Origin of the sequence: Chryseobacterium populi, assembly GCF_000282115.1 — a bacterium.
Taxonomy (GTDB): domain Bacteria; phylum Bacteroidota; class Bacteroidia; order Flavobacteriales; family Weeksellaceae; genus Chryseobacterium; species Chryseobacterium populi.
In genome coordinates this window covers 71,251-93,183 of the sequence record NZ_AKJY01000021.1, presented here as the reverse complement: position 1 = coordinate 93,183, position 21,933 = coordinate 71,251, and the positions used below count along the sequence as shown (strand labels likewise).

The window sequence follows — 21,933 nt, the reverse complement described above, 5'->3', positions numbered from 1 at the left end:
TTGTTGTTTTCTTCAAGCATTTAGCATAAACAAAAAGTATGCTGTTTATTTTTAAAACGGATAAAATTTAAAAAAATTTCATGTCGATCTACAAAAATGCAAATGTAATGAAATAACTCCATCAAAATGATAGAGTTATAGTTATAGATTTGTTAAAATAATGCGAAATTTGAAAAATTATTTGAATAAGTTCGTGTGTTTTTTTAACGATAAAAGATTTTCGGGCTTTGGGAGAAATATTGCATCATAAATACCATAAAAAAGACCTACATTTCTGTAAGTCTTTTTGCTCCTCCTGCTGGGCTCGAACCAGCGACCCTCTGATTAACAGTCAGATGCTCTAACCAACTGAGCTAAGGAGGAATGTCCTTTGTTTTTTATGTGGTGCAAATATAATATGAATATCTATAACAAACAAGTTTTATCCCTGATTGCCGATAATTTTAGACCAAATATATTGAAATTCAATAAGAAATATTTCAATGTTTTTTGTTTAAACTTAAATATCTTCAAATAAATGCCGGAAAATACAGTTCCAAGGATTCCAAAAAATTCTTTGTTAATTGATAATGCTCTGTTTCTTGTAATGGATTCGTTGAATTTTACCATCCAATAAATAAATTTCAGTGCTTGGATAGCTCATCAAAATTGGCGAATGGTTTGAAATAATGAACTGAGCTTTTCCTGCTTTTTCTAATTTATGAATTAGGAATAGTAAAGGTAACTGTCTCATCAATGTATGTTGTAAAACTTTCTGCCCGCATGAAAAATCCTGGATATTTTAGTATTTCAGGAAAGTGTAAGATATTCTGAGAATTCTGATTCCGTTTTATAAAAATTATAATTATAATTTCGATTTCCTCCGGCTACATTAAAACCACATTTCTCAGCAATAGCTTCTAAGAGCGTAGACTTGCGATGTCGTTTTCACCAACGAAAAGCGTGACATTGCTTTTAAGTCTTAAATCTAAACCATTGCTCAAAAAAAAGGAAGGTTGGGGGGAAATCCTGCGGATGGTTATTCTTTAAATAAATCCGGGATAAAGGCATTATATCTAGTGAATTAAATATGATCAATTCTTATCAAGCAAAATTATAAAAAAAAGACCTACATTTCTGTAAGTCTTTTTGCTCCTCCTGCTGGGCTCGAACCAGCGACCCTCTGATTAACAGTCAGATGCTCTAACCAACTGAGCTAAGGAGGAATGTCCTTTGTTTTTAAGTGGTGCAAATATAGGACGAATATTTATACCGGACAAATATTTTATGGAAATTTTTTCAAAAATTACAGTTTGTCAGTAATAATTTTGAAAATATCACTTCCGAAAATCAGTAACATCAAGCCTAACAGGAAGATAACTCCGACCATTTGGGCATTCTCTAAAATTTTCTGTGGAACAGGTTTTCCTACAATCATTTCATATAGGGTAAAAATAACATGCCCACCGTCAAGCCCCGGAATAGGAATTAAATTTAAAAATGCCAGCCATACTGAGAACATTGCGGTAAAACTCCAGAACGCAGGCCAGTTGATGGCAAAGCTTCCGTCAGCACTCTTATCCACAGGCATAGATTTTACGATTGCAATTGGACCACCCACGTTTTTGTACCCTTGTATCTTAGAGTTAAACATAATTTTGAACTGTTTCACCTGCATGGTTAACGCTTCAATTGTTCTTACAAAACCTCTTGGAATTGCTTCTCCGAAAGAATATTTTTTATCTGTAACAAGGTTCTTAAGATTCTTGGTGTCAATCTGAACACCTAATTTTCCGTTTTTATCTACAGGAACTGATAATGTCTGGTTAACACCATCTCTTACAACCTCTAAAACCACCGTTTTGTTTTTGTTCTGATTAAGTTCAGTACTTACTTCATCGAAGAACTGAACTTTTTTTCCATTAATCCCGACAACTTTATCTCCTACCGTTAAACCGGAAGCTTTAGAAGCCGGAGTTGCAAGAGAGTCGATCACCATAGGGATTCTTGGAGTAATATATAATTTGGCTTCTCTTTGTTTGATTACATCAGCAATACCATCCTCATTAACTTTAAAAGTAACTTCTTTTCCGTTTCTTAAAACAGTAACATGATTACTGAAAAGAATGTTGATGGAAGAATTTTCTAATCTTTCAGCAGGTTTCCCATCAATGCTAACGATCTTATCCCCATTCTGGAAACCCATTTTTTTACCCGCATCACTTAGTCCGATTCCATTTTCGAATTTGGTAAGGTCAGTATAGGTTTCTCCATTGAATAAAGAAAGACAGCTGTAGATCAACCAAGCCAGGAAAAAGTTAACCGTAACCCCTCCAAGCATAATAATTAGTCTCTGCCAAGCCGGTTTTGCCCTGAATTCCCAAGGTTGAGCGGGTTGCTTCAGTTGTTCGGTATCCATGCTTTCATCTACCATTCCGGCGATCTTTACATAACCTCCAAAAGGAAGCCAGCCGATTCCGTATTCTGTTTCACCTATTTTTTTCTTTACCACAGAAAACCACGGGTCGAAAAACAGATAAAACTTTTCAACTTTAGTTTTAAACCATTTTGCAGGTAAAAAGTGGCCAAGCTCGTGAAGAATTACTAAGATAGAAATGCTTAATATAAATTGAAAGAGTTTGATTGCTAATTCCATTAATAAATTTTAGATTTTAATTTGCAAAGGTAACAATTATCAAAACTATGCCAAATAAAAAAGCTCCTCGAAATGAGAAGCTTTGTCATATATTGGACTGATTTTTACAAATTGAAAGAAACCCCGAGGCTGCCATTGTTTCCTACTTCAGCAAATACCCCGAATTTCTCTGTGAAAAAGTAACGCGCGCCGATGTGGGCTCCAATCCCGAAATCTTTTCCGAGAACACCTACATCAACACCAGGATAAATGTCCCATTTTTCCGGTAATTGTAATGCTTCCTGTAAATGGAAATTCAGTCTCCCGAAAATAAAAACCCGGTTGTCTTTATCATTATCCTTGTAATCGTCAAAGTAAGCATTTAATCCGCCTCCAACAGAAATGAGCTTGTTCAGCCCATAGTCATAAGTTCCCGTCACTCCGGTTCCGTATCCCCACGCACTAAGACCAAGCTGTATTTTCTGATCTCCCTTTCCTGTCCATGCCTGGGCATTTGCAGTAGCTCCCAAAAAGATAACCATGAACATAAAAACCAATTTCTTCATAAATTTTTTAATTTTGATATCGTTATTTGAAAAAATTATCAACATCAAAAATAGAACCGAAATGAATTAAAAACCGTATTTTTATAGAGTTTTTGAAATGAGATTTATGAAAATTACAGGACTGAATTTAGATATTATCTGGAAAAATAAATATGGAAACTTTCAATTGATCGAAGAGCAGCTGAAAAATGAGGAGGCAGACCTTTTCCTTCTGCCGGAAATGTTTTCAACAGGTTTTTGCATGGATGCTTCGGAAGTTTCGGACCGGAATGAAGAGTCTCTGGAGTTTTTAAAAAAACTTTCAAAAGAAAAAAATGCAGCATTTTGCGGAAGTGCTCCTGTAGAGGACGGCGGTAAATTTTATAACAGAATGTACTTCGTACAAGCAGATTCAAAAATCAGTTTTTACGATAAACGCCATTTGTTTTCTTTTTCAGGAGAAGATAAAGTGTATGCTCCCGGAAAAGAAAGGATGATTGTTGAATACAAAGGAATCCGTTTTTTATTGCAGGTATGTTATGATCTCCGTTTTCCGGGTTTTGCAAGAAATAATAATGATTATGATGCTGTTTTATATGTTGCCAACTGGCCTGAAAAAAGAGTCGGAGCCTGGGAGCATCTTCTGAAGGCGAGAGCCATTGAAAACTTATCTTTTGTTTTTGGCTTAAACAGGATCGGGACCGATGGAAATAACTTATTTTACCAGGAAAGTTCCCATTGTTTTTTTGCAGACGGAAAAGAAATTTCTCAGAAAAACGGAAATATCATTTCTGCTGAGCTGGATTTGCATGAATTAAAAGATTTCAGAAACCATTTTCAGTTCTTAAATGACAGAGACCGGTTTTCAATTGAAATTTGAACTATTAATTAAGCTTAAAATTAGCCATAACCATCTGGTAAGATCAATAGTTAAATAATAAAAAAAACTGTGAGAGATCACAGTTTTATTCGTATTGTTTTAAAAGTTGGGTCAGGGTATTTACATCATGCACACCGCTTTCCTTCCAGAGTAATTCTCCTTTTTTGAAGATTGCTAAAGTGGGAACTCCGCGTACCCCGTATTGTGATGCAATAGCAGGATATTGGTCGACATCTACTTTTATAATCCGGGCACTTTCACCCACATTTTCCTTTACTGTCGTTAAAACCGAAGACTGTACTTTACAAGGTTGGCACCACGTTGCAAAAAAGTCAATCAGGACCGGTCTTTCGGAATCTATGATTTCCTGAAATTTTTGTGACATACCTTTAATCTTATTCAATTAAACATTATTGTTTTGTGGCCGATTGCTCTTCCTGAATGGCTTTTACGTTTTTCCAGGATGTACCGTCATAAGCTTCCACACCATTTTTCTTTAAAATTTCCAACGCCTGGTCAGCCTGTATCCCTTTATTGCAGAAGACCACTACTTTTTTACCTTTAAGCGCTTCAATATTATTTGGAATTTCTGCTAAAGGTATATTGATGGCATTCTTTGCGGTACCCTCGGCATATTGTTCCGGGATTCTGACATCTATCAGAGTAGCATCAGAACTGTTCACCACTTCCCTGATATTCGTCTGAAAAACCTGGGTTGTGTCTGCTGTTTTACATGCACTTAATATAAAGGAAGCTGCAATAATAAGTCCAAAAAACTGATTTTTCATTTATATCGTTTTTGACTGGCAGACAAAATCAGAAATCGGGAATTTTTCAGTTTTTTTAATTCCGTTAAATCCACCTTCTATTTCTGTGAAGTTCCTGATACCGTGTGCGTTAAGAATACTTGCTGCAATCATGCTTCTGTAACCTCCTGCACAATGCAGGAAAAAATGTTCTGAATCGTCAATAGATCCTACCCAGTCACTGATTCCGTCCAGAGGTTTGTTGTAAGCATTATCAATATGTTCAGCAGAATATTCTGTCAGTTTTCTGACATCTATCACTTTAGAGTTTCCGTCAAACTGTTCTGCAAATTCAGATGGAGATATTCTCTTCACTTCATCAGTTTCTTTACCTGAATTTTTCCATGCCTCAAAGCTTCCTTTTAAATAGCCTAAAACATTGTCAAATCCCACTCTGCTTAGCCTTGTAATGGTTTCCTCTTCCGTTCCTTCATCTGAAACCAATAAAATGGGATGTTTCACATCGATGATTAATGTCCCTACCCAAGGTGCAAAATCACCTTTTAATCCTATATTGATTGAATTGGGAATAAATCCTTTATGGAATTCACCCGGGCTTCTTGTGTCTAAGATCAAGGCTCCGGTTTCTTCGGCAAAAGCTTCAAAATCTTTAACTGAGACCGGATTTAATCCTTTATTCATTACAAGATCAAGGCTTTCATAGCCTCCTTTATTAAGGGCAACATTCATCCCGAAATATTTTGGCGGAGCAGTCAGTCCATCAAGAACTTCTCTTATGAAAGATTCTTTATCAGGCTGATTTAATGCATAATTGCTCTTTTTCTGATTTCCCAAAGTATCTACTGTTTCTTTCTGCATATTTTTTCCACATGCAGAGCCGGCTCCATGAGCGGGGTAAACAGTGATATTGTCATCCAAAGGTATTATTTTGGAATGAAGGCTTTCGTATAAAATCCCGGCTAAATCTTCCTGGGTAAGGCTGGTCGCTTTCTGAGCAAGATCCGGTCTTCCTACATCACCCAAAAATAAGGTGTCACCAGTGAAAATAGCTGTTTCGATGCCATTTTCATCAATTAAAAGGAAAGTAGAGCTTTCCATGGTGTGACCGGGAGTATGCAGAACTTTTATTTTGAGTTTTCCGATTTCGAAAATCTGGTTGTCTTCAGCAATAATGGCTTCAAATTCAGGATTGGCAGTGGGGCCGTAAACAATAGGAGCTCCGGTTTTTTTACTTAAATCTAAGTGTCCTGAAACAAAATCTGCATGGAAATGAGTCTCAAAAATATATTTTAAACTTACATTGTCTTTTTCCAGACGATCCAGATAAGGTTTTACTTCTCTGAGCGGATCTATAATTGCAGCTTCATTTTCTGATACAATATAATAGGCGCCCTGAGCCAGACAGCCCGTATATATTTGTTCAACTTTCATTGGTTCTGTTTTAAAAATTTTAGATAAAGATACAAAGTATTAGATGAATTGTAAATGAAATGTTAAATATGACTAATAGTTTCTGTCAATTTTAGAAATTTTATAGGCTTTTAATTATTGCAAGCTGTTAGCTTTCAGTCAATAATGAGTTTTTAAAAGAGCACTAAATTGGTAGACTGTTTTATGTCATGTTTAAATAATTGTGCAGCAGTCATTTTCTCTTTAATATCCTTTTTTCATGAGTTATTCTGTAGTTTTTCATTTTGCCTGTAATATTACGGTTAAATTAATAACAAAAACTTGATGAAGAATATGACTTTAATGAAGAGATATTTTACAAAAACTTTTATATTTATAAGTTAAAAAAGTTAAATGGCAAACAAAGCACAATTTACAGAAGAATTAAATGCAAGATATACTCCCAAAGGAGAACATATTATATTAGGGAAAGGAATGCTGGATGGTGAAGTGGTGCCGGAAGTGAATGTAACGATCCCTTTAAAAACGATTAACCGACATGGCCTTATTGCGGGCGCAACAGGAACAGGAAAAACCAAAACATTACAGGTTTTTGCTGAACAGCTTTCGCATGCAGGGATTCCGTCTTTAGTTTTGGATATTAAAGGTGATTTTTCCGGAATTGCAGAGGCCGGTGAGATGAACTCTATCATTGAAGAGAGGTATGCAAAAACACAGCTTCCCTATAATCCGCAGTCTTTTCCGGTAGAGCTGATGAGCATTTCCGGAGGTAAAGGAGTAAAATTAAGGGCGACGGTTACTGAATTCGGACCGATATTATTAAGTAAGATTTTAGAGCTGAATGATACCCAACAAAGTATCATGTCTATTGTTTTCAAATATTGTGATGATAAAGGGCTTCCTTTAATTGACCTGAATGATTTGAAAAAAGTACTTCAGTATGTGACAGATAATCCGCAGGGAAAAACTGAGCTTGCTGCCAATTATGGTTCCATTGCTTCTGCTTCTTTAGGAGCTATTTTAAGATCAATTGTTGCTTTGGAGCAGCAGGGAGCCGCCGGTTTCTTTGGTGAGTTGAGTTTTGATGTTCACGATCTGCTTCAAACAAGAGATGGAAAAGGAGTGGTAAATATTTTAAGAGTTGCCGATATCCAGAATAAACCGCAATTGTTTTCTACATTTATGCTTTCTCTTTTTGCGGAAATTTATATGACCTTTCCTGAAGAAGGGGACAGCGGAAGGCCGAAGCTGGTATTGTTTATCGATGAAGCCCATTTGATTTTTGATGAATCTTCCAAAGCTTTGGTTTCGCAGATTGAAACAATGGTGAAGCTGATCCGTTCCAAAGGAGTCGGGATTTATTTCATTACACAGATTCCGGGAGATGTTCCCGAAAGTGTACTTTCACAATTGGGGTTGAAAATTCAGCATGCATTAAGAGGTTTTACGGCAAAAGATAAAAAAGAAATCAGCAAGGCTGTCGAAAATTACCCGACGACAGAATTTTATGATGCTTCAACTTTAATTCAGAATTTAGGAATCGGTGAGGCGTTTGTGACTGCTTTGGATGAAAAAGGTATTCCTACGCCATTGGTACACACTTACCTGATTTCTCCTGAATCCAGAATGGATGTTTTAAATGATGCCGAAGTTTCTGATCTGGTTAGCAGATCGGCTTTAGTGACTAAATATCAGGAAGATGTGAATAAGGAATCTGCATACGAAATGCTGGCCAACAGAATGGAGCAGGCAGCCCAGACAGCAGCTCCAACACAAAAAACAAGGCCGGTAAAAGAGGAACCGGGAATGTTTGAACAGGTTTTACAAAGTAAGGCGGGAAGAACTTTTACCAGTACTTTAATGCGTGAAGGGGCGAAAGCCATTCTGGGGATGTTCGGATTGGGTGGACGAAGAAGATAAACTTAAAAAATAACGTCAAAACATATAAAAATGAAAAAACTATCGTCTTTCTACTTTATAGGATTAGCTGTTCTGAACTTAATAATGGACAGTATCAACGGCCGGTTTAGTTTTTTTGATATAATTTTTGTTATTTTAGCAGCACTACCTCTACTGGTCAACAAAAAATGGATGTACCGGTTTTTCGGAGGCCTGGTTTCTTTGATTAGTCTGTATATTATGTTTGCCGTTTTTTTGTCCAATGTAAAAGACTTACAGCAAAATCAGCTACAGGCAGTCTGGACTTATGGCATGGGTTATGTATTTAGCTTATTAACATTATGTTTTGGCCTTCTTATGACAGGTATTATTAATAATCATAAAAACGTGTTGTATAACAGAAAAGTTTAGATGTATTCAATTATAGATATAGAAAGTAATGGTGCAGGTTATAGAAAAGAATGCATTATAGATGTTGCTATTTACAGGTATGACGGGCAGAAAATTATTGATCAGTTTATTTCCCTTGTCAATCCTGAAAGTGATATCACTCCTTTTGTGCAGAAACTGACGAGCATTACCCCGAAAATGGTAAAAACAGCTCCGAAATTTCATGAAATTGCCCGCAGAATTATTGAAATTACCCAAAATACAACTTTAGTAGGTCATAATATTGATTTTGACTACCGGATGCTTCGCCAGTCGTTCAGCAGGCTTGGTTATGATTTTAAAATCAATACTTTAGATACAATTCCTTTAGCAAAAAAACTGATTCCGGACGAGGTAAGTTATTCTTTGGGAAAATTGGTTAAATCTTTAGGAATTCCTTTAACCAACCATCATAGGGCGGAAGGAGATGCAAGAGCGACGTTAGAGCTTTTCAGGCTTTTAATATCCAAGGATACAGAGAATGAGATTATTCAGAAACAGCATGAGGAAACAAATTCTAAGTCTTACATCAATAAAATCAAACAGTTAACTCAGGATTTGCCTAACGAAAAAGGTTTTGTTTACTTCCAGAATGAAGCCGGGAAAATTATTTTTTCAGATCATGTACAGGATATCAATAAGTTTTCCAAAAAAGTTTTTAATTCAAAATCTAAAAAATGGGAGATCATTCAAAATGATGTTGAACAGATCAATTTTGAACTTACGGGGACGGATGTCATTGCCAAACTGATATTGAACTCCAAAAATATAAAGAAAAGAGAAGTGTTTCCGTATGGGCTTTATTTCAGAAATAATAAATACATTGTTGAGAAGAACAAACTTAACAAAGCAGAGAAACCTATTCTAAAATTCAGGTCATTTACCCAGGGAACAAAAGCAGTTCAGTTTATCAGCCTGAAGGAAGAGTATAATGACGTTGATGTTTTCATGAAAAAGATTGATTTCAGGAAAAGAAATGAACTTTGGCTTGGCCAGGGAAGGAAATTGGGTGAAAAAATGTTCCTTATTATTGAAAACGGAAAAGTAATTTCATATGGTTTTTATGAATTATTTACCCAGATTCAGACATTGAATAAACTTTCAAAACTAAAAATTGATCTGCCGTTATCTTCCACAGATCTCAACAATGAATTGCAGTTGGCCCTGCTTCGTGGTGATTTTGAGACACTGCCATTGCCGAAATAAAAATTCATGAATTCTACCCAATATATTTTATGGATGGGATATCCATGGGAAAAATTAAGAAAAGAAGCCCGGAAATGTATGAGCCCTATATAGATCTGGTGCCTGCGAATGAACCAAAGTGAAAATAGATGTTAAAGAGGGAAATTCATATAAAAATAAAAAATAAATAGTATTTTTGCAAAAAATAAAAGGAAGCAATGCAAAATTTTAAACAAATGAAAACCGGAAAAAAGGGAGCTGTTAGGTTCTCTAAGGTTTGGAATATTTAAAAGTTGTCTTGCATAAAAAATAATTATTGTGGCGGACTCTTTTTGGAAGAATCTGCCATTTTTTATGTTAAAATGAAATTATGAATTCAAAAGAATTATTAAAGATTGCCAATGAATATGGCACGCCGGTGTATGTTTACGACGCTGAATCTATCAAAACCCAATACGAGAAACTTACATCTTCTTTTTTAAAACACACGAAGTTCTTTTATGCTGCTAAAGCATTAACCAACATAAATATTTTAAAATACGTCAGGAACCTGGGGGCTTCTTTGGATTGTGTATCAATTAATGAAGTTAAACTGGGATTAAAAGCAGGATTTCCAAAAGAGAAAATATTATTCACCCCGAATTGTGTCGACCTGGCTGAAATTGAAGAAGCGATGCAGCATGGAGTTCATATTAATATTGATAATATTTCCATTCTTGAGCAGTTCGGGAATAAATACGGAAATACGTATCCGATTCTCGTAAGGATCAACCCGCATATTTTCGCAGGTGGGAACTATAAAATTTCAACTGGTCATATCGATAGCAAGTTTGGAATTTCAATTCATCAGGTTCGTCACATCGAAAGGGTAATGAAAAGCACCAACCTCAATGTTGAGGGACTTCACATGCATACCGGAAGTGAGATCAAAGATCCGGAAGTTTTTTTACAGGCTTTAGATATCATGCTGGAACTTGCAGAGCACTTCCCTAATCTGAAATACCTGGATATGGGAAGTGGTTTCAAAATTCCTTACCAGGACAGTGAAGAAGAAACGGATGTGAAAACATTAGGTAAGAAAGTGGAAAAAGTGCTTTCTGAGTTTTCTAAGTCAACAGGCAGAAAATTTGAGTTATGGTTCGAGCCCGGAAAATTTTTAGTAGGAAAAAGCGGATATTTATTAGTGAAAGCTAATGTGATCAAGCAGACTACAGCAACCGTTTTTGTTGGAGTAAATTCAGGATTTAATCACCTGATCCGCCCGATGTTTTATGATTCTTACCACGTTATCGAAAATTTATCTAACCCGAAAGGAGCGGAGAGAATTTATACGGTCGTAGGAAATATCTGTGAAACAGATACTTTCGCATGGGACAGAAAACTGCACGAAGTAAGGGAAGGTGATATTCTGGCTTTCCATAATGCGGGAGCCTACGGTTTCGAGATGAGCTCAAATTTCAACTCAAGATTAAAGCCTGCAGAAGTTTTATTTTTAGATGGAAAAGCCCATCTGATCCGTAAAAGAGATGAGTTTGAAGATTTACTGAGAAATCAGATTGAGATATTGTAAGGTTTGATTGAAAGCTGTAACTTTATAAGACCCAATATTAATTTTATGAAAAAAATATTTTCAGTCATCACTATTTCGGTTTTTACATTATCTTATTCACAGACTTATGTAAAAGTTACTTCTGATAAAAATCAATTGGAAACGGTTTATGCAGGAGGGCAACAAAAATTCAATACTGATTTATCCGATAACTTACAGTATACAGGAAATGCATTCCAGGTAAACGGAGACTTTAAACTGAATTTTAATATTGATGAAGATGGAAAAATTTCCGAGGTGAAGCTTTTACCTGAACTTTTTGACAAATCATTTGAAAGAGAAGTTAAAAGAGATCTTGGTAGAATTAAAAAACATTTTGTGAGCAATCAAAAGCAAAATGTTTCTGTCAGTTTAAGTTTTTCAAGAGACATACCGGATCATGATGGCAGAGCTTTTCTTACCTGCTCTAAACCATATGCTAATATAAGATAGATTATTTAAATCTTAAAATAATGAGGCCTTGCAGTAATGTAGGGTCTTTTTTGTAGTGTAAATCCAGATATAATAAAATTTTAATCTTGTGACTGGCCGGAAATCCTGAATTATTAATTAAATTTGATAGAGGGATGAATATTTTTATACAAGTGCCACCTGATCTCCTATCTCTTTCTATAAATACCAAAAAAATATTAATTATGGCGAAAAATATAGCCGAACAGATTGTTGAAATGCTTGAAAAAGCAAATGTGAAAAGAATTTATGCACTTACCGGTGACAGCCTTAACCATCTGAATATTGCCGTTAAAAAAAGCAGTATAAAATGGATTCATGTAAGACATGAAGAAGTAGGTGCATACGCTGCTGCTGCAGAAGCTGAGCTGGATGGTTTTGCGGTATGTGCCGGAAGCTGCGGCCCGGGCCATGTGCATCTGATCAATGGGGTATATGAAGCCCATCGTTCCCATGTTCCCATGTTGGTTATTGCTTCCACTATCCCGAGTAATGAAATGGGGATGGATTATTTTCAGGAAACGAATACCATTAAATTATTTGACGACTGCAGCTATTATAATCAGATGATCACAAGACCAGAACAGGTACAGAGAATTCTTCAGACTGCTATTCAGCATGCCATATCTAAAAAGGGAGTCGCTGTAATCGGACTTCCCGGAGATGTTTCTGAACTGAATGCTGAAGATACAGGTACTTCTGCCCGGATATTTAGAACCAATCCGGTTATCCGTCCTTCAGATGATGAGCTAAACCAGCTGGCGGATCTTATCAACAAAAGTGAAAAAGTAACAATTTATGGAGGAGTAGGAGCCGGAGAAGCGAATGCGGAAATTGTTCAGTTATCAAAACATTTGAAAGCTCCCGTAGGATACTCATTCCGTGGGAAAATGGCTCTTCAGCCCAATAATCCGAATGAGGTGGGATTAACGGGTCTGTTAGGTTTTCCTTCTGCCTATCATGCCATGCACGATGCTGATTTGGTCATTCTTTTGGGGACAGACTTTCCTTACGAAAAATTTATGCCGGTAAAAAATAAGATCGTTCAGATTGATGAAAGTCCTGAAAGATTGGGAAGAAGGGCCAAATTAGAGCTTGGACTTACCGGTGATGTGAAAGAAACAATCAAAGCTCTGCTCCCACTCCTCAAAGAAAAGACTGATGCACATTTTTTGAATCAGCAATTAGAGTTTTACGAAAAAGTAAAAGAACAGCAGCTGGCTTATGTAAAGGATTTTGGAAAAGAAAACGCAATTCAGCCGGAATATGTGGCACATACACTCGACAGGCTGGCCAAGAAAGATGCTATTTTCACAGTAGACACCGGAATGTGCTGTGTTTGGGGAGCAAGGTTTATCACCGGAACCGGAGAACGTAAAATGTTGGGCTCATTTAATCATGGCTCTATGGCGAATGCTATGCCAATGGCTATTGGAGCGTCATTAGCATATCCGGGGCGTCAGGTTATTGCCATGTGTGGGGATGGTGGACTTTCCATGCTGCTGGGAGATATGGCAACCATTTTTCAATACAAACTTCCTGTAAAGCTAATTGTCTTCAATAATAGAACATTGGGAATGGTAAAGCTGGAAATGGAAGTGGGTGGAATGCCAGATAATGAAACAGATATGATTAATCCGGATTTTGCCATGGTAGCTCAGGCAATGGGGTATCCGGGAAAGAATGTTCATAAACCGGAAGAAGTTGCTGACGCAATTACAGAATGTCTTAATCACGACGGCCCCTATCTGTTGAATATCTTCACCAATCCAAATGCTTTAGCCTTACCTCCGAAAATTGACTTTGACCAGGTATTAGGAATGACAAAGTCTATGGCTCAGCTGATGTTAGGTGGTAAAATGGATGAAGTGCTGGAAACTGTAAAAACCAATTATAAGCATATTAAAGGATTGCTGTAACAAATATCAGGAGATTCTTATGATCTTTTCAGTCAAATAACCATTAAACTTTGCACTTTTGTGTAAAGTTTTTTTTCTTTTTGATGTAATTTTGCTTCATAATAATGTAAAGCATACATTCATGAAAATAATATTGCTTTTTATAGGATTTTTTGCAGCGAATTTTTCGTTTGCACAGGACCTTGAAGACAGGGATGATTCATTTATTGTAGAAAATAATAAAAACCTCCTGAAAATAGACATCAAAGAACCGTTCTTACAGGTTGCCGCCAAGAACTGTAATGATTTTAAAGCTGCAAATTTTGAAGGTGGAGTTGCTGCCTATAAAGAAACCCTTAAAAAATACATGTATACTTTTCTTAATTCAGATTTTTATACACTAACCGGAGATTTTACTTTTACCTTAACGATTGACGCAACAGGGAAAGTGACTGATACTGAAGGCTCTCCCAAAGTATTAAACAGCGAAGTGTTTTTTGATGATATGCAGTATGTGGTGAGAAGGATTAAAAAAAACTGGGCTCCTGCAACATGCAACGGACAACCCATACCGTCTGAAATGAAACTGAAAATGAGTTTTTCATCTATCGCTGCTGATTTATAATTTATCTCAAGTGTTTTTACCATGTTTCAGAAATTTTTACTTTTAGCTTTTATTTCTCTATTTAATATTTTTTATTCACAATTAGAGGTGTTAGATCATTATCCTCCAAAGCAACACTTTTATGCAGGAGGAGAAAGAATTATGACAATGGAGATGATTCAGATTGTAAAAAAGAAGGGGTTGTTGCCATGCCCGGATCACGACGAGAAATATTTTATGAAGATTCTGGTTTATGCAGATGCATCAATTAGTTATGTCAAAGATTTTGATTCATTAAATATTGAAAAAAAGAAATGTGCCTTTGATTTTGGGCGTAAATTGATTCCTTATTTAAAGCGTTGGGTACCTGCTAAAGAAGATGATAAATTTGTTGGAGCAATAGCCAATGTGGAAATTAATCCATTTTTATTATATTATTCGAAGGATGATCCTAAAGATAATATATTTACATATCCCGAATTTAAAAAAGGGCTGCCTGCTTTTTCGTACGAAGTCAGAAGAATTTTTGAACAGAAAATAAGAAAAAATGAAGATAGGTATGGTTCGTTCAGTTTTACAATTAATGAAAAGGGTATTATGGAGGATATTAAAGTTGAAGGAGAATATACCGATCAGGAGAAAAAACAACTTGCTTCCGATCTTTCAAAGATAAAAGGAGAATGGAATCCCGCAAGTTATAATGGAATTCCAAGAAAATATACACTTAGACAAAGTGTAACTCAACAGTTTGATATAAAAACTGAACACAATAAATTAAATAATCCCTTGAATCAAAACGGATTTTACAGATCTCATTAAACTCCTGCCATTCTGTCACAAGATTTTGTATCTTTGCAAATTAATTCAAAAGTTCAGCGTTTAAAATTCAAAGTCGAAAACCTTGAACTTTAACATTTGAACCTTAAACAGACAATCGTGCAAGAAAAATATATTGACGAAACCAAACAAGGAGAAGCTTTTGCTATTGCTGAGAAAGCCGGGAATTCTAAAAAACTGTTTTTAGAAAGCTATGGCTGTCAGATGAATTTCTCTGATTCTGAAATCGTTGCCTCTATTCTTAATGAACAAGGTTACAATACTACTTTGAAAGTAGAAGAAGCCGACCTTATTCTTTTAAATACCTGCTCAATCCGTGAGAAAGCTGAGCAGACCGTAAGAATGCGTCTTTCCCAATTTAAAAATCTTAAAAAAGAAAGGCCGAATATGACGGTAGGTGTTCTGGGATGTATGGCTGAAAGGTTAAAAACAAAGTTTTTAGAAGAAGAGCAGCTGGTTGATTTAGTGGTAGGACCAGATGCTTACAGAGATCTACCCAACCTTTTAAAAGAAACAGAAGACGGAAGAGATGCCATCAATGTAATTCTTTCAAAAGAAGAAACTTATGCAGATATCAATCCTGTACGTTTAGGTGGAAATGGTGTTACAGCTTTTGTTACCATTACAAGGGGATGTGATAATATGTGTACGTTCTGTGTAGTTCCGTTTACCAGAGGTAGAGAAAGAAGCCGTGACCCGCATTCTATTCTTGAAGAATGTAAAGACCTTTGGAACAGTGGCTATAAAGAAATTACTTTATTAGGTCAAAACGTAGATTCTTATCTTTGGTATGGTGGGGGGCCTAAAAAAGACTTTACAAAAGCATCAGAAATGCAGAAAGCTACTGCTGTTGACTTCTCGCAATTGCTGGACCAGGTTGCTAAAGCCGTTCCTGAAATGAGAATCAGATTCTCTACTTCCAATCCTCAGGATATGAGCCTGGATGTATTCAGAACGATGGCGAAACATGATAATATCTGTAAATATGTACACCTTCCCGTTCAGAGCGGAAGCAATAATATGTTGCAGGCGATGAACAGACAACATACCCGCGAAGAATATTTAGATTTAATTAAAAAAGCGAAGGAAATCGTTCCGGAAATTGCTTTTTCTCAGGATATGATTGTCGGTTTCTGTAACGAAACAGAAGAAGATCACCAAGATACACTGAGTCTCATGAAAGAGGTGGAATATGACTACGGCTATATGTTCGCTTATTCGGAAAGACCGGGAACTCCGGCTCATAAAAAAATGGAAGACAATATTCCTGCAGATGTTAAGCAAAGACGTCTGGCTGAGGTTATTGCACTTCAGGGGGAGCTATCAAGAAACCGTATGAAATCCTATGTAGGAAGAATACATCAGGTTTTGATTGAAGGAATCTCCAAAAAAAATAAAAATCAGTGGAAAGGAAGGAATTCCCAGAATGCAGTTTGTGTCTTTGATCAGCAGGAAGGACAGAAAATAGGTGACATTGTGGATGTTTTTGTTTATGATAACACGCAAGGCACACTTTTAGGGAGAAAATCAGAACATACAATGAACTAAATTTGCTCTTCAGAGTAAAAAACAGATATTAGAAACCGATTATTATCAGTAATAAACAATAAAACAGACAATGGAAAAATTTCAGAAATATTGCCTTAGTATTTTATTGGTAATCATTTACAACAATATTTCAGCACATGTAAGCAACGGTACTCTCGAAAGTGAAGATTGCAAAAAACTGTGTGAAGTATACAGTAAATTTCTGGGATCTCAACAGTGTCAGCAATCACTGGTATTTTCAGTCTGCAAAAATTCTGATCATTATTGTACCGTAAATCAGAAACAAAAAGCTATTCATGTAATAGGAAAAGCTTTTTCTGAGACAGGGCATAAGACCGCTTCTCCTGATGACAAATCCGGAGAAAACTATCCTGAGACTGAAAAGTACAATATAGTTTTAAAAAATTTTGAAAGACAAGGCAAAAAATACAGCTTTGCCGGAAATATATATTTTAAAAGTAAAGTTTCAAAAATCAGAAACAAAGATTATTTAGATTTAAAAAGTTAGAATTAAATCACATGAATATCAAGCAAAAGTTAATATTCATTATTTCAAATTAACAAAATCTACGGAAAAAAATCTGAAACCGTAGATGGTCTAAATCAATAATCTAAATTTTACTTATGAGTGTCGAGTTACAAAATATAAAAAACCGCTTTGGAATCATTGGAAATTTTCCGGCTTTAAACCGTGCCCTGGAAAAATCAATTCAGGTAGCGCCTACCGATATTTCCGTTTTGGTAATAGGGGAAAGTGGAGTAGGAAAAGAATTTATCCCTAAAATTATTCATTCAGAATCCAGAAGAAAACATCAGCCTTATATTGTTGTTAACTGTGGGGCAATCCCTGAAGGAACCATTGATTCCGAGCTATTCGGGCATGAAAAAGGAGCTTTTACAGGAGCAACGGCTACCAGGAAAGGGTATTTTGAAGTGGCAGATGGCGGAACCATTTTCTTAGATGAAGTAGGAGAGCTTCCTTTGCAGACACAGGTACGTTTACTAAGGGTGCTGGAAAGCGGTGAGTTCATGAAAGTAGGTTCTTCACAGGTACAGAAAACCAATGTAAGAATCGTTGCTGCTACCAATGTGAATATGATGAAGGCAATTCATGATAACAGATTCCGTGAGGATTTGTATTATCGTTTGAATACCGTGCAGATCGATATGCCGCCTTTAAGAGAAAGAAAAGGAGATATTCATTTACTGTTCAGAAAATTTGCAATAGATTTTGCTGAGAAATACAGAATGCCTGAATTGGAGTTGGAGCCGGGAGCTGTCCATTATATAGAAAATTACACATTTCCGGGAAATGTGCGTCAGCTGAGAAATCTGGTGGAGCAGATGACCGTTGTTGAAAGAGACCGAAATGTCACCGTTGAAAAGCTTGCAGAGTATATTCCAATGGAGACGCATTTGCCAATGGTAGTCAATACTCCGAATACTCAAAAGCAAAGTGATTTCGGAAACGAAAGGGAAATCATGTATAAAATTCTCTTCGATATGAGAAATGATATCAATGATTTAAAATCGTTAACTTCAGAGTTGATAAAAAACCGGGGAACTGCAGAATTAAGCAATCAGGAGAAAAATCTGATCAACAGAATATATACTCCGGAACCACAGCAGAATGCAGCTCCGGGCTCTTTATTGTATTTTGAAGATAATAATCAGGTTCAGACCCCAACTATCATTTCCAATCCGGATGAGAGTTATGAAGACATCGAGGATATTGAAATAGAAGAAGACAAACCGGAATCTTTATCATTGCAGAATAATGAAAAAGATCTGATTATCAAAGCGTTGGAGAAGCACAAGGGACGCAGGAACAAAGCTGCTGATGAACTGGGAATTTCACAAAGAACTTTATACAGAAAAATAAAGCAATATAACCTGGAAGACTAAAATTTATGAATATCAAAGCAAAATCAATCGATTTTAAACTCAATGAATATCTTAGTAAGGGATTAGAGCTTTTAAAAAAAGACTTCGGTAATTTTTTAGTAGCCTATCTCTTTTGCATGATCATGTCAATTATCCCTTTCTGCGGCTTTTTAGCAATGGGAAACTTTTACAGATACTGCAGAAAAGTAAATAAAGGTGAACCTGCCAGTATAGGAGAGATTTTTAATTTTGATGATTTTGTGCCTTATTTTGTGATACAATTAATCATTTTTGCTGCGGTATTTGCAATTTATATTCCGATGGCTTTTGTCATCCCTTTTGCAGCAATAGTGGGCGGAGATGATCCTTCACCAGCCTTTATGATATTTTTTGTACCTTATGTGTTTATGATTGCAGTTGCTATTTTAATTATTGCTTTAATAGGTTTTTATATTCCGGGATTGATCTCACTGAAAAAGATTTATGACCTGAAAACGCTTTGGAAGATGTCCAGAATAATGACAAAAAACAATTTGCTGTCCATTTTCTTATTTGCCATTGTGGTAGGTTTTCTTTCCCAGCTCGGAATACTTCTTTGCGGTATTGGAATTCTGATCACAATGCCTTATTTTTATACAACCCATTATTTTGCTTTTGAAGATGCCATTCAGCAGATAGAATACGACGAAATAAAAGAAATAGGAATAAAAAATGAATTTTAAAATCGAAAATATCACCATAAAGAAATCAGGGCTGATCGGTTTGTTATTCCTTTGTTTAGGAATGCTGAACTCATGCTACAGTTTTACAGGCTCGTCTCTGAAAGATGAAAAAACAGTACAGATCAATGAGTTCCCGAACAATGCGGCTTTAGTAAATCCTACCTTATCACAGCAGTTTTCAACAGATATTCAGAACCGTTTTTTACAGAGAACAACTTTGAAAGGAACTAAAGAAAATCCGGATATCCTGATAGAAGGTGAAATCACAGATTACTCCATTACGCCTACCACCATTAGTTCCAATACACAAACTACCACAACAGGCGGAGTAGTGCAGGAATCTCAAAATAAATTAACCATTACAGTTAAAGTGCATTATGAGAATAAGGTTCATCCTGATATAAGTTTTGACAGAACCTATTCTGATGAAGCTGTATTCAACAGCAGCCTCTCACAAAGTGATATAGAAGCTTCCCAGGTGAAGATTGTAAACGAAAGAATTATTAATAAGATATTTAACGATATTGTAGCGAATTGGTAAGATGATGAATGCTAGAGTTTTAGAATTATTAAAAAATCCAAAAAATATTCAGTCAGAAGACTTAAGTCTTTTGAAAGAGGAAATTAATTCTTTTCCCTATATTCAAAATATCAGAGCTCTGCATTTGTATGGAATTCATCTTTTTGATAAAGAAAACTATCAGAAAGAGCTTTCTATTACGGCAGCTTACACTACAGATAAAAAGATTCTTTATCAGCTGATAAACGGTAAAATCCAGCAAATACCAAAACCCGAATTCAGGAATGAAAAACCTGCTGAAGGTATAGAAAGAGTTACCAAATATGTTTATCAGACCCAAAGCTTTCCTTTAAAAAGAGAAGATAAGCAGGAGAATGGAGTAGAAAATAAAATCGTATTCTCATATCCATTACCAACCTCTGCTCCGGAAACCCAACCTGTTTATGTGAACGGAGAAAGAAACAGAATTCTGTTTGAAGACGAAGAAAATTTTCTTGATGAGGAAAATGCAGAAAAGATAGACATTGAATCTACTCTTGAGTCAGGAACTCTGGTTACCCAAAAGACAGAGGTGAAAGAGCCTGTTAAAGAGGAAGAGAACAATCAGGCAGAAACAACTTCAAATGTAGAAAAGGACAATGTTGCTGATGGATCTGGTTTTACCCCAGAAATTATTGTAAATAAAGAAGGAAATTCATCAAAAGAGGAAAAGGAAGAAATAAAAGCTTCAGAAAATGTCGGCTTCCATGAAACAGAAGCTTTTGTGCCTGAGGTAAGTGTTCAGTCTCTTGATCCGGTTGAGGAAAAGAAAGAAGTGGAAGAGGTTGCAGAAGATGTCAAAACAGACGAAAATCAGGCAGCTGCGGAATTTACTCCTGAAAAGATCCTTGACGAAAATGAGGTTTCTCCGATTGAAGAATCGGATTTGGCTGATGATGGTGCAGAGTTGAGTTTCCATGGGATGGATTCATTCATGCCTGATGTTAAAATTCAATCGGGAAATACTGAAGAGCAGGCTCAACCCAAAGTTCAGCCCAATCTCAACAAGCATGAAGATGAAATGCGACGCCTGATTGAAGAAGTTGAGAAAAAAATGAAGGCAGCTAAGGAAAAATCTGTTGAAAAAACAGAAGAAGAGCCTGAAATTGTAAGCCATGATATCAGCTTTGCTGAAACTCAACATTTCCATACTGCACTGGCTGATGAGAAAATTGAAGAAGAAAATCCTGAGATTGATATAAAAGAAGAAGAAATAAAACAACCGGAACTGCCTGAAGCAGAAATACCTAACGAAGCAAAGCCAGAGGAGCCGGTTGCAGAAGTTAAATCTTCGTGGAAACCGATGAGTTTTGAGTCCTACGTTCCGGATTCATTGATTAATACGCCTGCGGAAACTCCTCCATTGAAATCTGAAGTTGTACAACAAGAAACCCTAAAAGAAGAAGTTTTACCGGAAGTTGAAAAAATGGCGGCTGAAGTTCAACCTGAAGCAATTGAAACAGTTGATGAAGAACTTGTAACAGATAACCAGGAGCCGGATGTCACGGATAAAAAAAATCACGGAGAAGCTCCGATATTGAATGTTTCCTTCTTTGGCTCAGATATTTCACAATGGAATCTTAAAGAAAATAAAACAGAGGAAAAATCTGCTGAAGAAAAAATTGAAGAGTCTGAAGCTTCAGCAGAAACAACAGCCGCCACTCATCCTGCCGACAGCAATGTGCCCGGATTTATCAATACATGGCAAAGCTGGCTTAAGATCGACCGCACAGAAGAAAATGGCAAAGCAAAACCGGAAAACAAGACTAAAGTTATTGATTCTTTTATCGAGAATAATCCAAAGATTTCCCAGTTGAAAGAAGAAAGCAGCTTTGTAGTGAAGGAGAAGACAGATGATATTTCACATCTGATGACTGAAACGCTTGCCAATCTGTATTTCGAGCAAAAATTATATACCAAAGCAATAAAGGCTTTCGAAATATTAATCAATAAACATCCTGAAAAGAAAGATTATTTTGAACAGAAAATTCAGGAAATAAAAGAATTCCGCAGTAAAAACTAGATTTTGTATGAGCTTACTTGTAATCACTCCGGTTGAAATTTTATTTATAGTTATTGCATGCTGTGTTATA

Annotated in this window: 20 protein-coding genes and 2 tRNA genes; 15 read left to right on the top strand and 7 right to left on the bottom strand. The window is 36.1% G+C overall.

Going from position 1 to position 21,933, the window contains the following annotated elements; all coding sequences use genetic code 11:
- Positions 1-289 precede the first annotated feature (289 nt).
- From PMI13_RS07170 to PMI13_RS07150, 4 genes are all read right to left on the bottom strand, one after another.
- Positions 290-363, bottom strand: a tRNA-Asn gene (locus tag PMI13_RS07170).
- Between the two features lie 768 nt (positions 364-1,131).
- Positions 1,132-1,205: transfer RNA gene (locus tag PMI13_RS07160), tRNA-Asn, on the bottom strand.
- Between the two features lie 80 nt (positions 1,206-1,285).
- A complete protein-coding gene (gene rseP / locus PMI13_RS07155; protein WP_007842204.1) occupies positions 1,286-2,635 on the bottom strand; it encodes an RIP metalloprotease RseP in 1,350 nt (449 codons plus the stop codon).
- Positions 2,636-2,739: 104 nt separating this feature from the next.
- On the bottom strand, positions 2,740-3,180 hold the full coding sequence (locus PMI13_RS07150) for a DUF6646 family protein (RefSeq protein ID WP_007842203.1): 441 nt from the start codon (positions 3,178-3,180) through the stop codon (positions 2,740-2,742).
- A 106-nt stretch (positions 3,181-3,286) separates the two neighbouring features.
- On the opposite strand from PMI13_RS07150, the gene PMI13_RS07145 reads away from it, so the two are divergent.
- Positions 3,287-4,039: a nitrilase-related carbon-nitrogen hydrolase gene (locus tag PMI13_RS07145; RefSeq protein ID WP_007842201.1), complete on the top strand. Its 753-nt coding sequence runs from the start codon at positions 3,287-3,289 to the stop codon at positions 4,037-4,039.
- Between the two features lie 85 nt (positions 4,040-4,124).
- On the opposite strand, the gene PMI13_RS07140 is transcribed toward PMI13_RS07145, so the two are convergent.
- From PMI13_RS07140 to PMI13_RS07130, 3 genes are read right to left on the bottom strand one after another with little or no spacing between them, the layout of a single operon-like run.
- Positions 4,125-4,424 carry a thioredoxin family protein gene (locus tag PMI13_RS07140; protein WP_007842199.1) on the bottom strand — a complete coding sequence of 100 codons (300 nt, stop codon included), beginning with the start codon at positions 4,422-4,424 and terminating at the stop codon, positions 4,125-4,127.
- 25 nt (positions 4,425-4,449) lie between these two features.
- The gene (locus PMI13_RS07135; protein ID WP_007842197.1) at positions 4,450-4,827 is read right to left on the bottom strand and encodes a rhodanese-like domain-containing protein; all 378 of its coding nucleotides are present in this window, start codon (positions 4,825-4,827) and stop codon (positions 4,450-4,452) included.
- Entirely contained in the window at positions 4,828-6,237 is a 1,410-nt protein-coding gene (locus PMI13_RS07130; protein WP_007842196.1) for an MBL fold metallo-hydrolase, read from the bottom strand.
- Positions 6,238-6,609: 372 nt separating this feature from the next.
- Between PMI13_RS07130 and PMI13_RS07125 the strand changes: the two genes are divergently transcribed.
- From PMI13_RS07125 to PMI13_RS20595, 14 genes are all read left to right on the top strand, one after another.
- Positions 6,610-8,136: a helicase HerA-like domain-containing protein gene (locus PMI13_RS07125; RefSeq protein WP_007842194.1), complete on the top strand. Its 1,527-nt coding sequence runs from the start codon at positions 6,610-6,612 to the stop codon at positions 8,134-8,136.
- Positions 8,137-8,166: 30 nt separating this feature from the next.
- Positions 8,167-8,526, top strand: coding sequence for a hypothetical protein (locus PMI13_RS07120; protein ID WP_007842193.1), 360 nt, complete (start codon positions 8,167-8,169; stop codon positions 8,524-8,526).
- Positions 8,527-9,750: a 3'-5' exonuclease gene (locus tag PMI13_RS07115; RefSeq protein ID WP_007842191.1), complete on the top strand. Its 1,224-nt coding sequence runs from the start codon at positions 8,527-8,529 to the stop codon at positions 9,748-9,750.
- 349 nt (positions 9,751-10,099) lie between these two features.
- The gene (lysA, locus tag PMI13_RS07110; RefSeq protein WP_007842189.1) at positions 10,100-11,299 is read left to right on the top strand and encodes a diaminopimelate decarboxylase; all 1,200 of its coding nucleotides are present in this window, start codon (positions 10,100-10,102) and stop codon (positions 11,297-11,299) included.
- A gap of 45 nt (positions 11,300-11,344) precedes the next feature.
- Entirely contained in the window at positions 11,345-11,770 is a 426-nt protein-coding gene (locus tag PMI13_RS07105) for a hypothetical protein (RefSeq protein WP_007842188.1), read from the top strand.
- A 203-nt stretch (positions 11,771-11,973) separates the two neighbouring features.
- Entirely contained in the window at positions 11,974-13,707 is a 1,734-nt protein-coding gene (locus PMI13_RS07100; RefSeq protein WP_007842186.1) for a thiamine pyrophosphate-dependent enzyme, read from the top strand.
- 121 nt (positions 13,708-13,828) lie between these two features.
- Positions 13,829-14,311, top strand: a complete 483-nt coding sequence (locus PMI13_RS07095; RefSeq protein ID WP_007842184.1) for a hypothetical protein — start codon at positions 13,829-13,831, stop codon at positions 14,309-14,311.
- A 216-nt stretch (positions 14,312-14,527) separates the two neighbouring features.
- Positions 14,528-15,109: a hypothetical protein gene (locus PMI13_RS07090; protein WP_156104429.1), complete on the top strand. Its 582-nt coding sequence runs from the start codon at positions 14,528-14,530 to the stop codon at positions 15,107-15,109.
- 117 nt (positions 15,110-15,226) lie between these two features.
- Complete coding sequence (gene miaB / locus PMI13_RS07085) at positions 15,227-16,675, top strand: tRNA (N6-isopentenyl adenosine(37)-C2)-methylthiotransferase MiaB (RefSeq protein ID WP_034669968.1); 1,449 nt, start codon at positions 15,227-15,229, stop codon at positions 16,673-16,675.
- A 70-nt stretch (positions 16,676-16,745) separates the two neighbouring features.
- The gene (locus PMI13_RS07080) at positions 16,746-17,183 is read left to right on the top strand and encodes a hypothetical protein (protein WP_007842176.1); all 438 of its coding nucleotides are present in this window, start codon (positions 16,746-16,748) and stop codon (positions 17,181-17,183) included.
- Between the two features lie 116 nt (positions 17,184-17,299).
- The gene (locus PMI13_RS07075; protein ID WP_007842175.1) at positions 17,300-18,580 is read left to right on the top strand and encodes a sigma-54 interaction domain-containing protein; all 1,281 of its coding nucleotides are present in this window, start codon (positions 17,300-17,302) and stop codon (positions 18,578-18,580) included.
- A 5-nt stretch (positions 18,581-18,585) separates the two neighbouring features.
- Entirely contained in the window at positions 18,586-19,281 is a 696-nt protein-coding gene (locus PMI13_RS07070) for a hypothetical protein (RefSeq protein WP_007842174.1), read from the top strand.
- A complete protein-coding gene (locus PMI13_RS07065; RefSeq protein WP_007842173.1) occupies positions 19,271-19,822 on the top strand; it encodes an LptE family protein in 552 nt (183 codons plus the stop codon). Before PMI13_RS07070 ends, PMI13_RS07065 begins: the two co-directional genes overlap by 11 nt.
- Position 19,823: 1 nt before the next feature.
- Positions 19,824-21,863 carry a tetratricopeptide repeat protein gene (locus PMI13_RS20595; protein ID WP_034669970.1) on the top strand — a complete coding sequence of 680 codons (2,040 nt, stop codon included), beginning with the start codon at positions 19,824-19,826 and terminating at the stop codon, positions 21,861-21,863.
- Positions 21,864-21,933: the final 70 nt, after the last annotated feature.

Excerpts from the sequence above, each read along its gene's own strand:
- rseP (WP_007842204.1), bottom strand. The coding sequence starts at position 2,635 with ATGGAATTAGCAATCAAACTCTTTCAATTTATATTAAGCATTTCTATC.
- PMI13_RS07150 (WP_007842203.1), bottom strand. The coding sequence starts at position 3,180 with ATGAAGAAATTGGTTTTTATGTTCATGGTTATCTTTTTGGGAGCTACT.
- PMI13_RS07145 (WP_007842201.1), top strand. The coding sequence starts at position 3,287 with ATGAAAATTACAGGACTGAATTTAGATATTATCTGGAAAAATAAATAT.
- PMI13_RS07140 (WP_007842199.1), bottom strand. The coding sequence starts at position 4,424 with ATGTCACAAAAATTTCAGGAAATCATAGATTCCGAAAGACCGGTCCTG.
- PMI13_RS07135 (WP_007842197.1), bottom strand. The coding sequence starts at position 4,827 with ATGAAAAATCAGTTTTTTGGACTTATTATTGCAGCTTCCTTTATATTA.
- PMI13_RS07130 (WP_007842196.1), bottom strand. The coding sequence starts at position 6,237 with ATGAAAGTTGAACAAATATATACGGGCTGTCTGGCTCAGGGCGCCTAT.
- PMI13_RS07125 (WP_007842194.1), top strand. The coding sequence starts at position 6,610 with ATGGCAAACAAAGCACAATTTACAGAAGAATTAAATGCAAGATATACT.
- PMI13_RS07120 (WP_007842193.1), top strand. The coding sequence starts at position 8,167 with ATGAAAAAACTATCGTCTTTCTACTTTATAGGATTAGCTGTTCTGAAC.
- PMI13_RS07115 (WP_007842191.1), top strand. The coding sequence starts at position 8,527 with ATGTATTCAATTATAGATATAGAAAGTAATGGTGCAGGTTATAGAAAA.
- lysA (WP_007842189.1), top strand. The coding sequence starts at position 10,100 with ATGAATTCAAAAGAATTATTAAAGATTGCCAATGAATATGGCACGCCG.
- PMI13_RS07105 (WP_007842188.1), top strand. The coding sequence starts at position 11,345 with ATGAAAAAAATATTTTCAGTCATCACTATTTCGGTTTTTACATTATCT.
- PMI13_RS07100 (WP_007842186.1), top strand. The coding sequence starts at position 11,974 with ATGGCGAAAAATATAGCCGAACAGATTGTTGAAATGCTTGAAAAAGCA.
- PMI13_RS07095 (WP_007842184.1), top strand. The coding sequence starts at position 13,829 with ATGAAAATAATATTGCTTTTTATAGGATTTTTTGCAGCGAATTTTTCG.
- PMI13_RS07090 (WP_156104429.1), top strand. The coding sequence starts at position 14,528 with ATGAAGATTCTGGTTTATGCAGATGCATCAATTAGTTATGTCAAAGAT.
- PMI13_RS07080 (WP_007842176.1), top strand. The coding sequence starts at position 16,746 with ATGGAAAAATTTCAGAAATATTGCCTTAGTATTTTATTGGTAATCATT.
- PMI13_RS07075 (WP_007842175.1), top strand. The coding sequence starts at position 17,300 with ATGAGTGTCGAGTTACAAAATATAAAAAACCGCTTTGGAATCATTGGA.
- PMI13_RS07070 (WP_007842174.1), top strand. The coding sequence starts at position 18,586 with ATGAATATCAAAGCAAAATCAATCGATTTTAAACTCAATGAATATCTT.
- PMI13_RS07065 (WP_007842173.1), top strand. The coding sequence starts at position 19,271 with ATGAATTTTAAAATCGAAAATATCACCATAAAGAAATCAGGGCTGATC.
- PMI13_RS20595 (WP_034669970.1), top strand. The coding sequence starts at position 19,824 with ATGATGAATGCTAGAGTTTTAGAATTATTAAAAAATCCAAAAAATATT.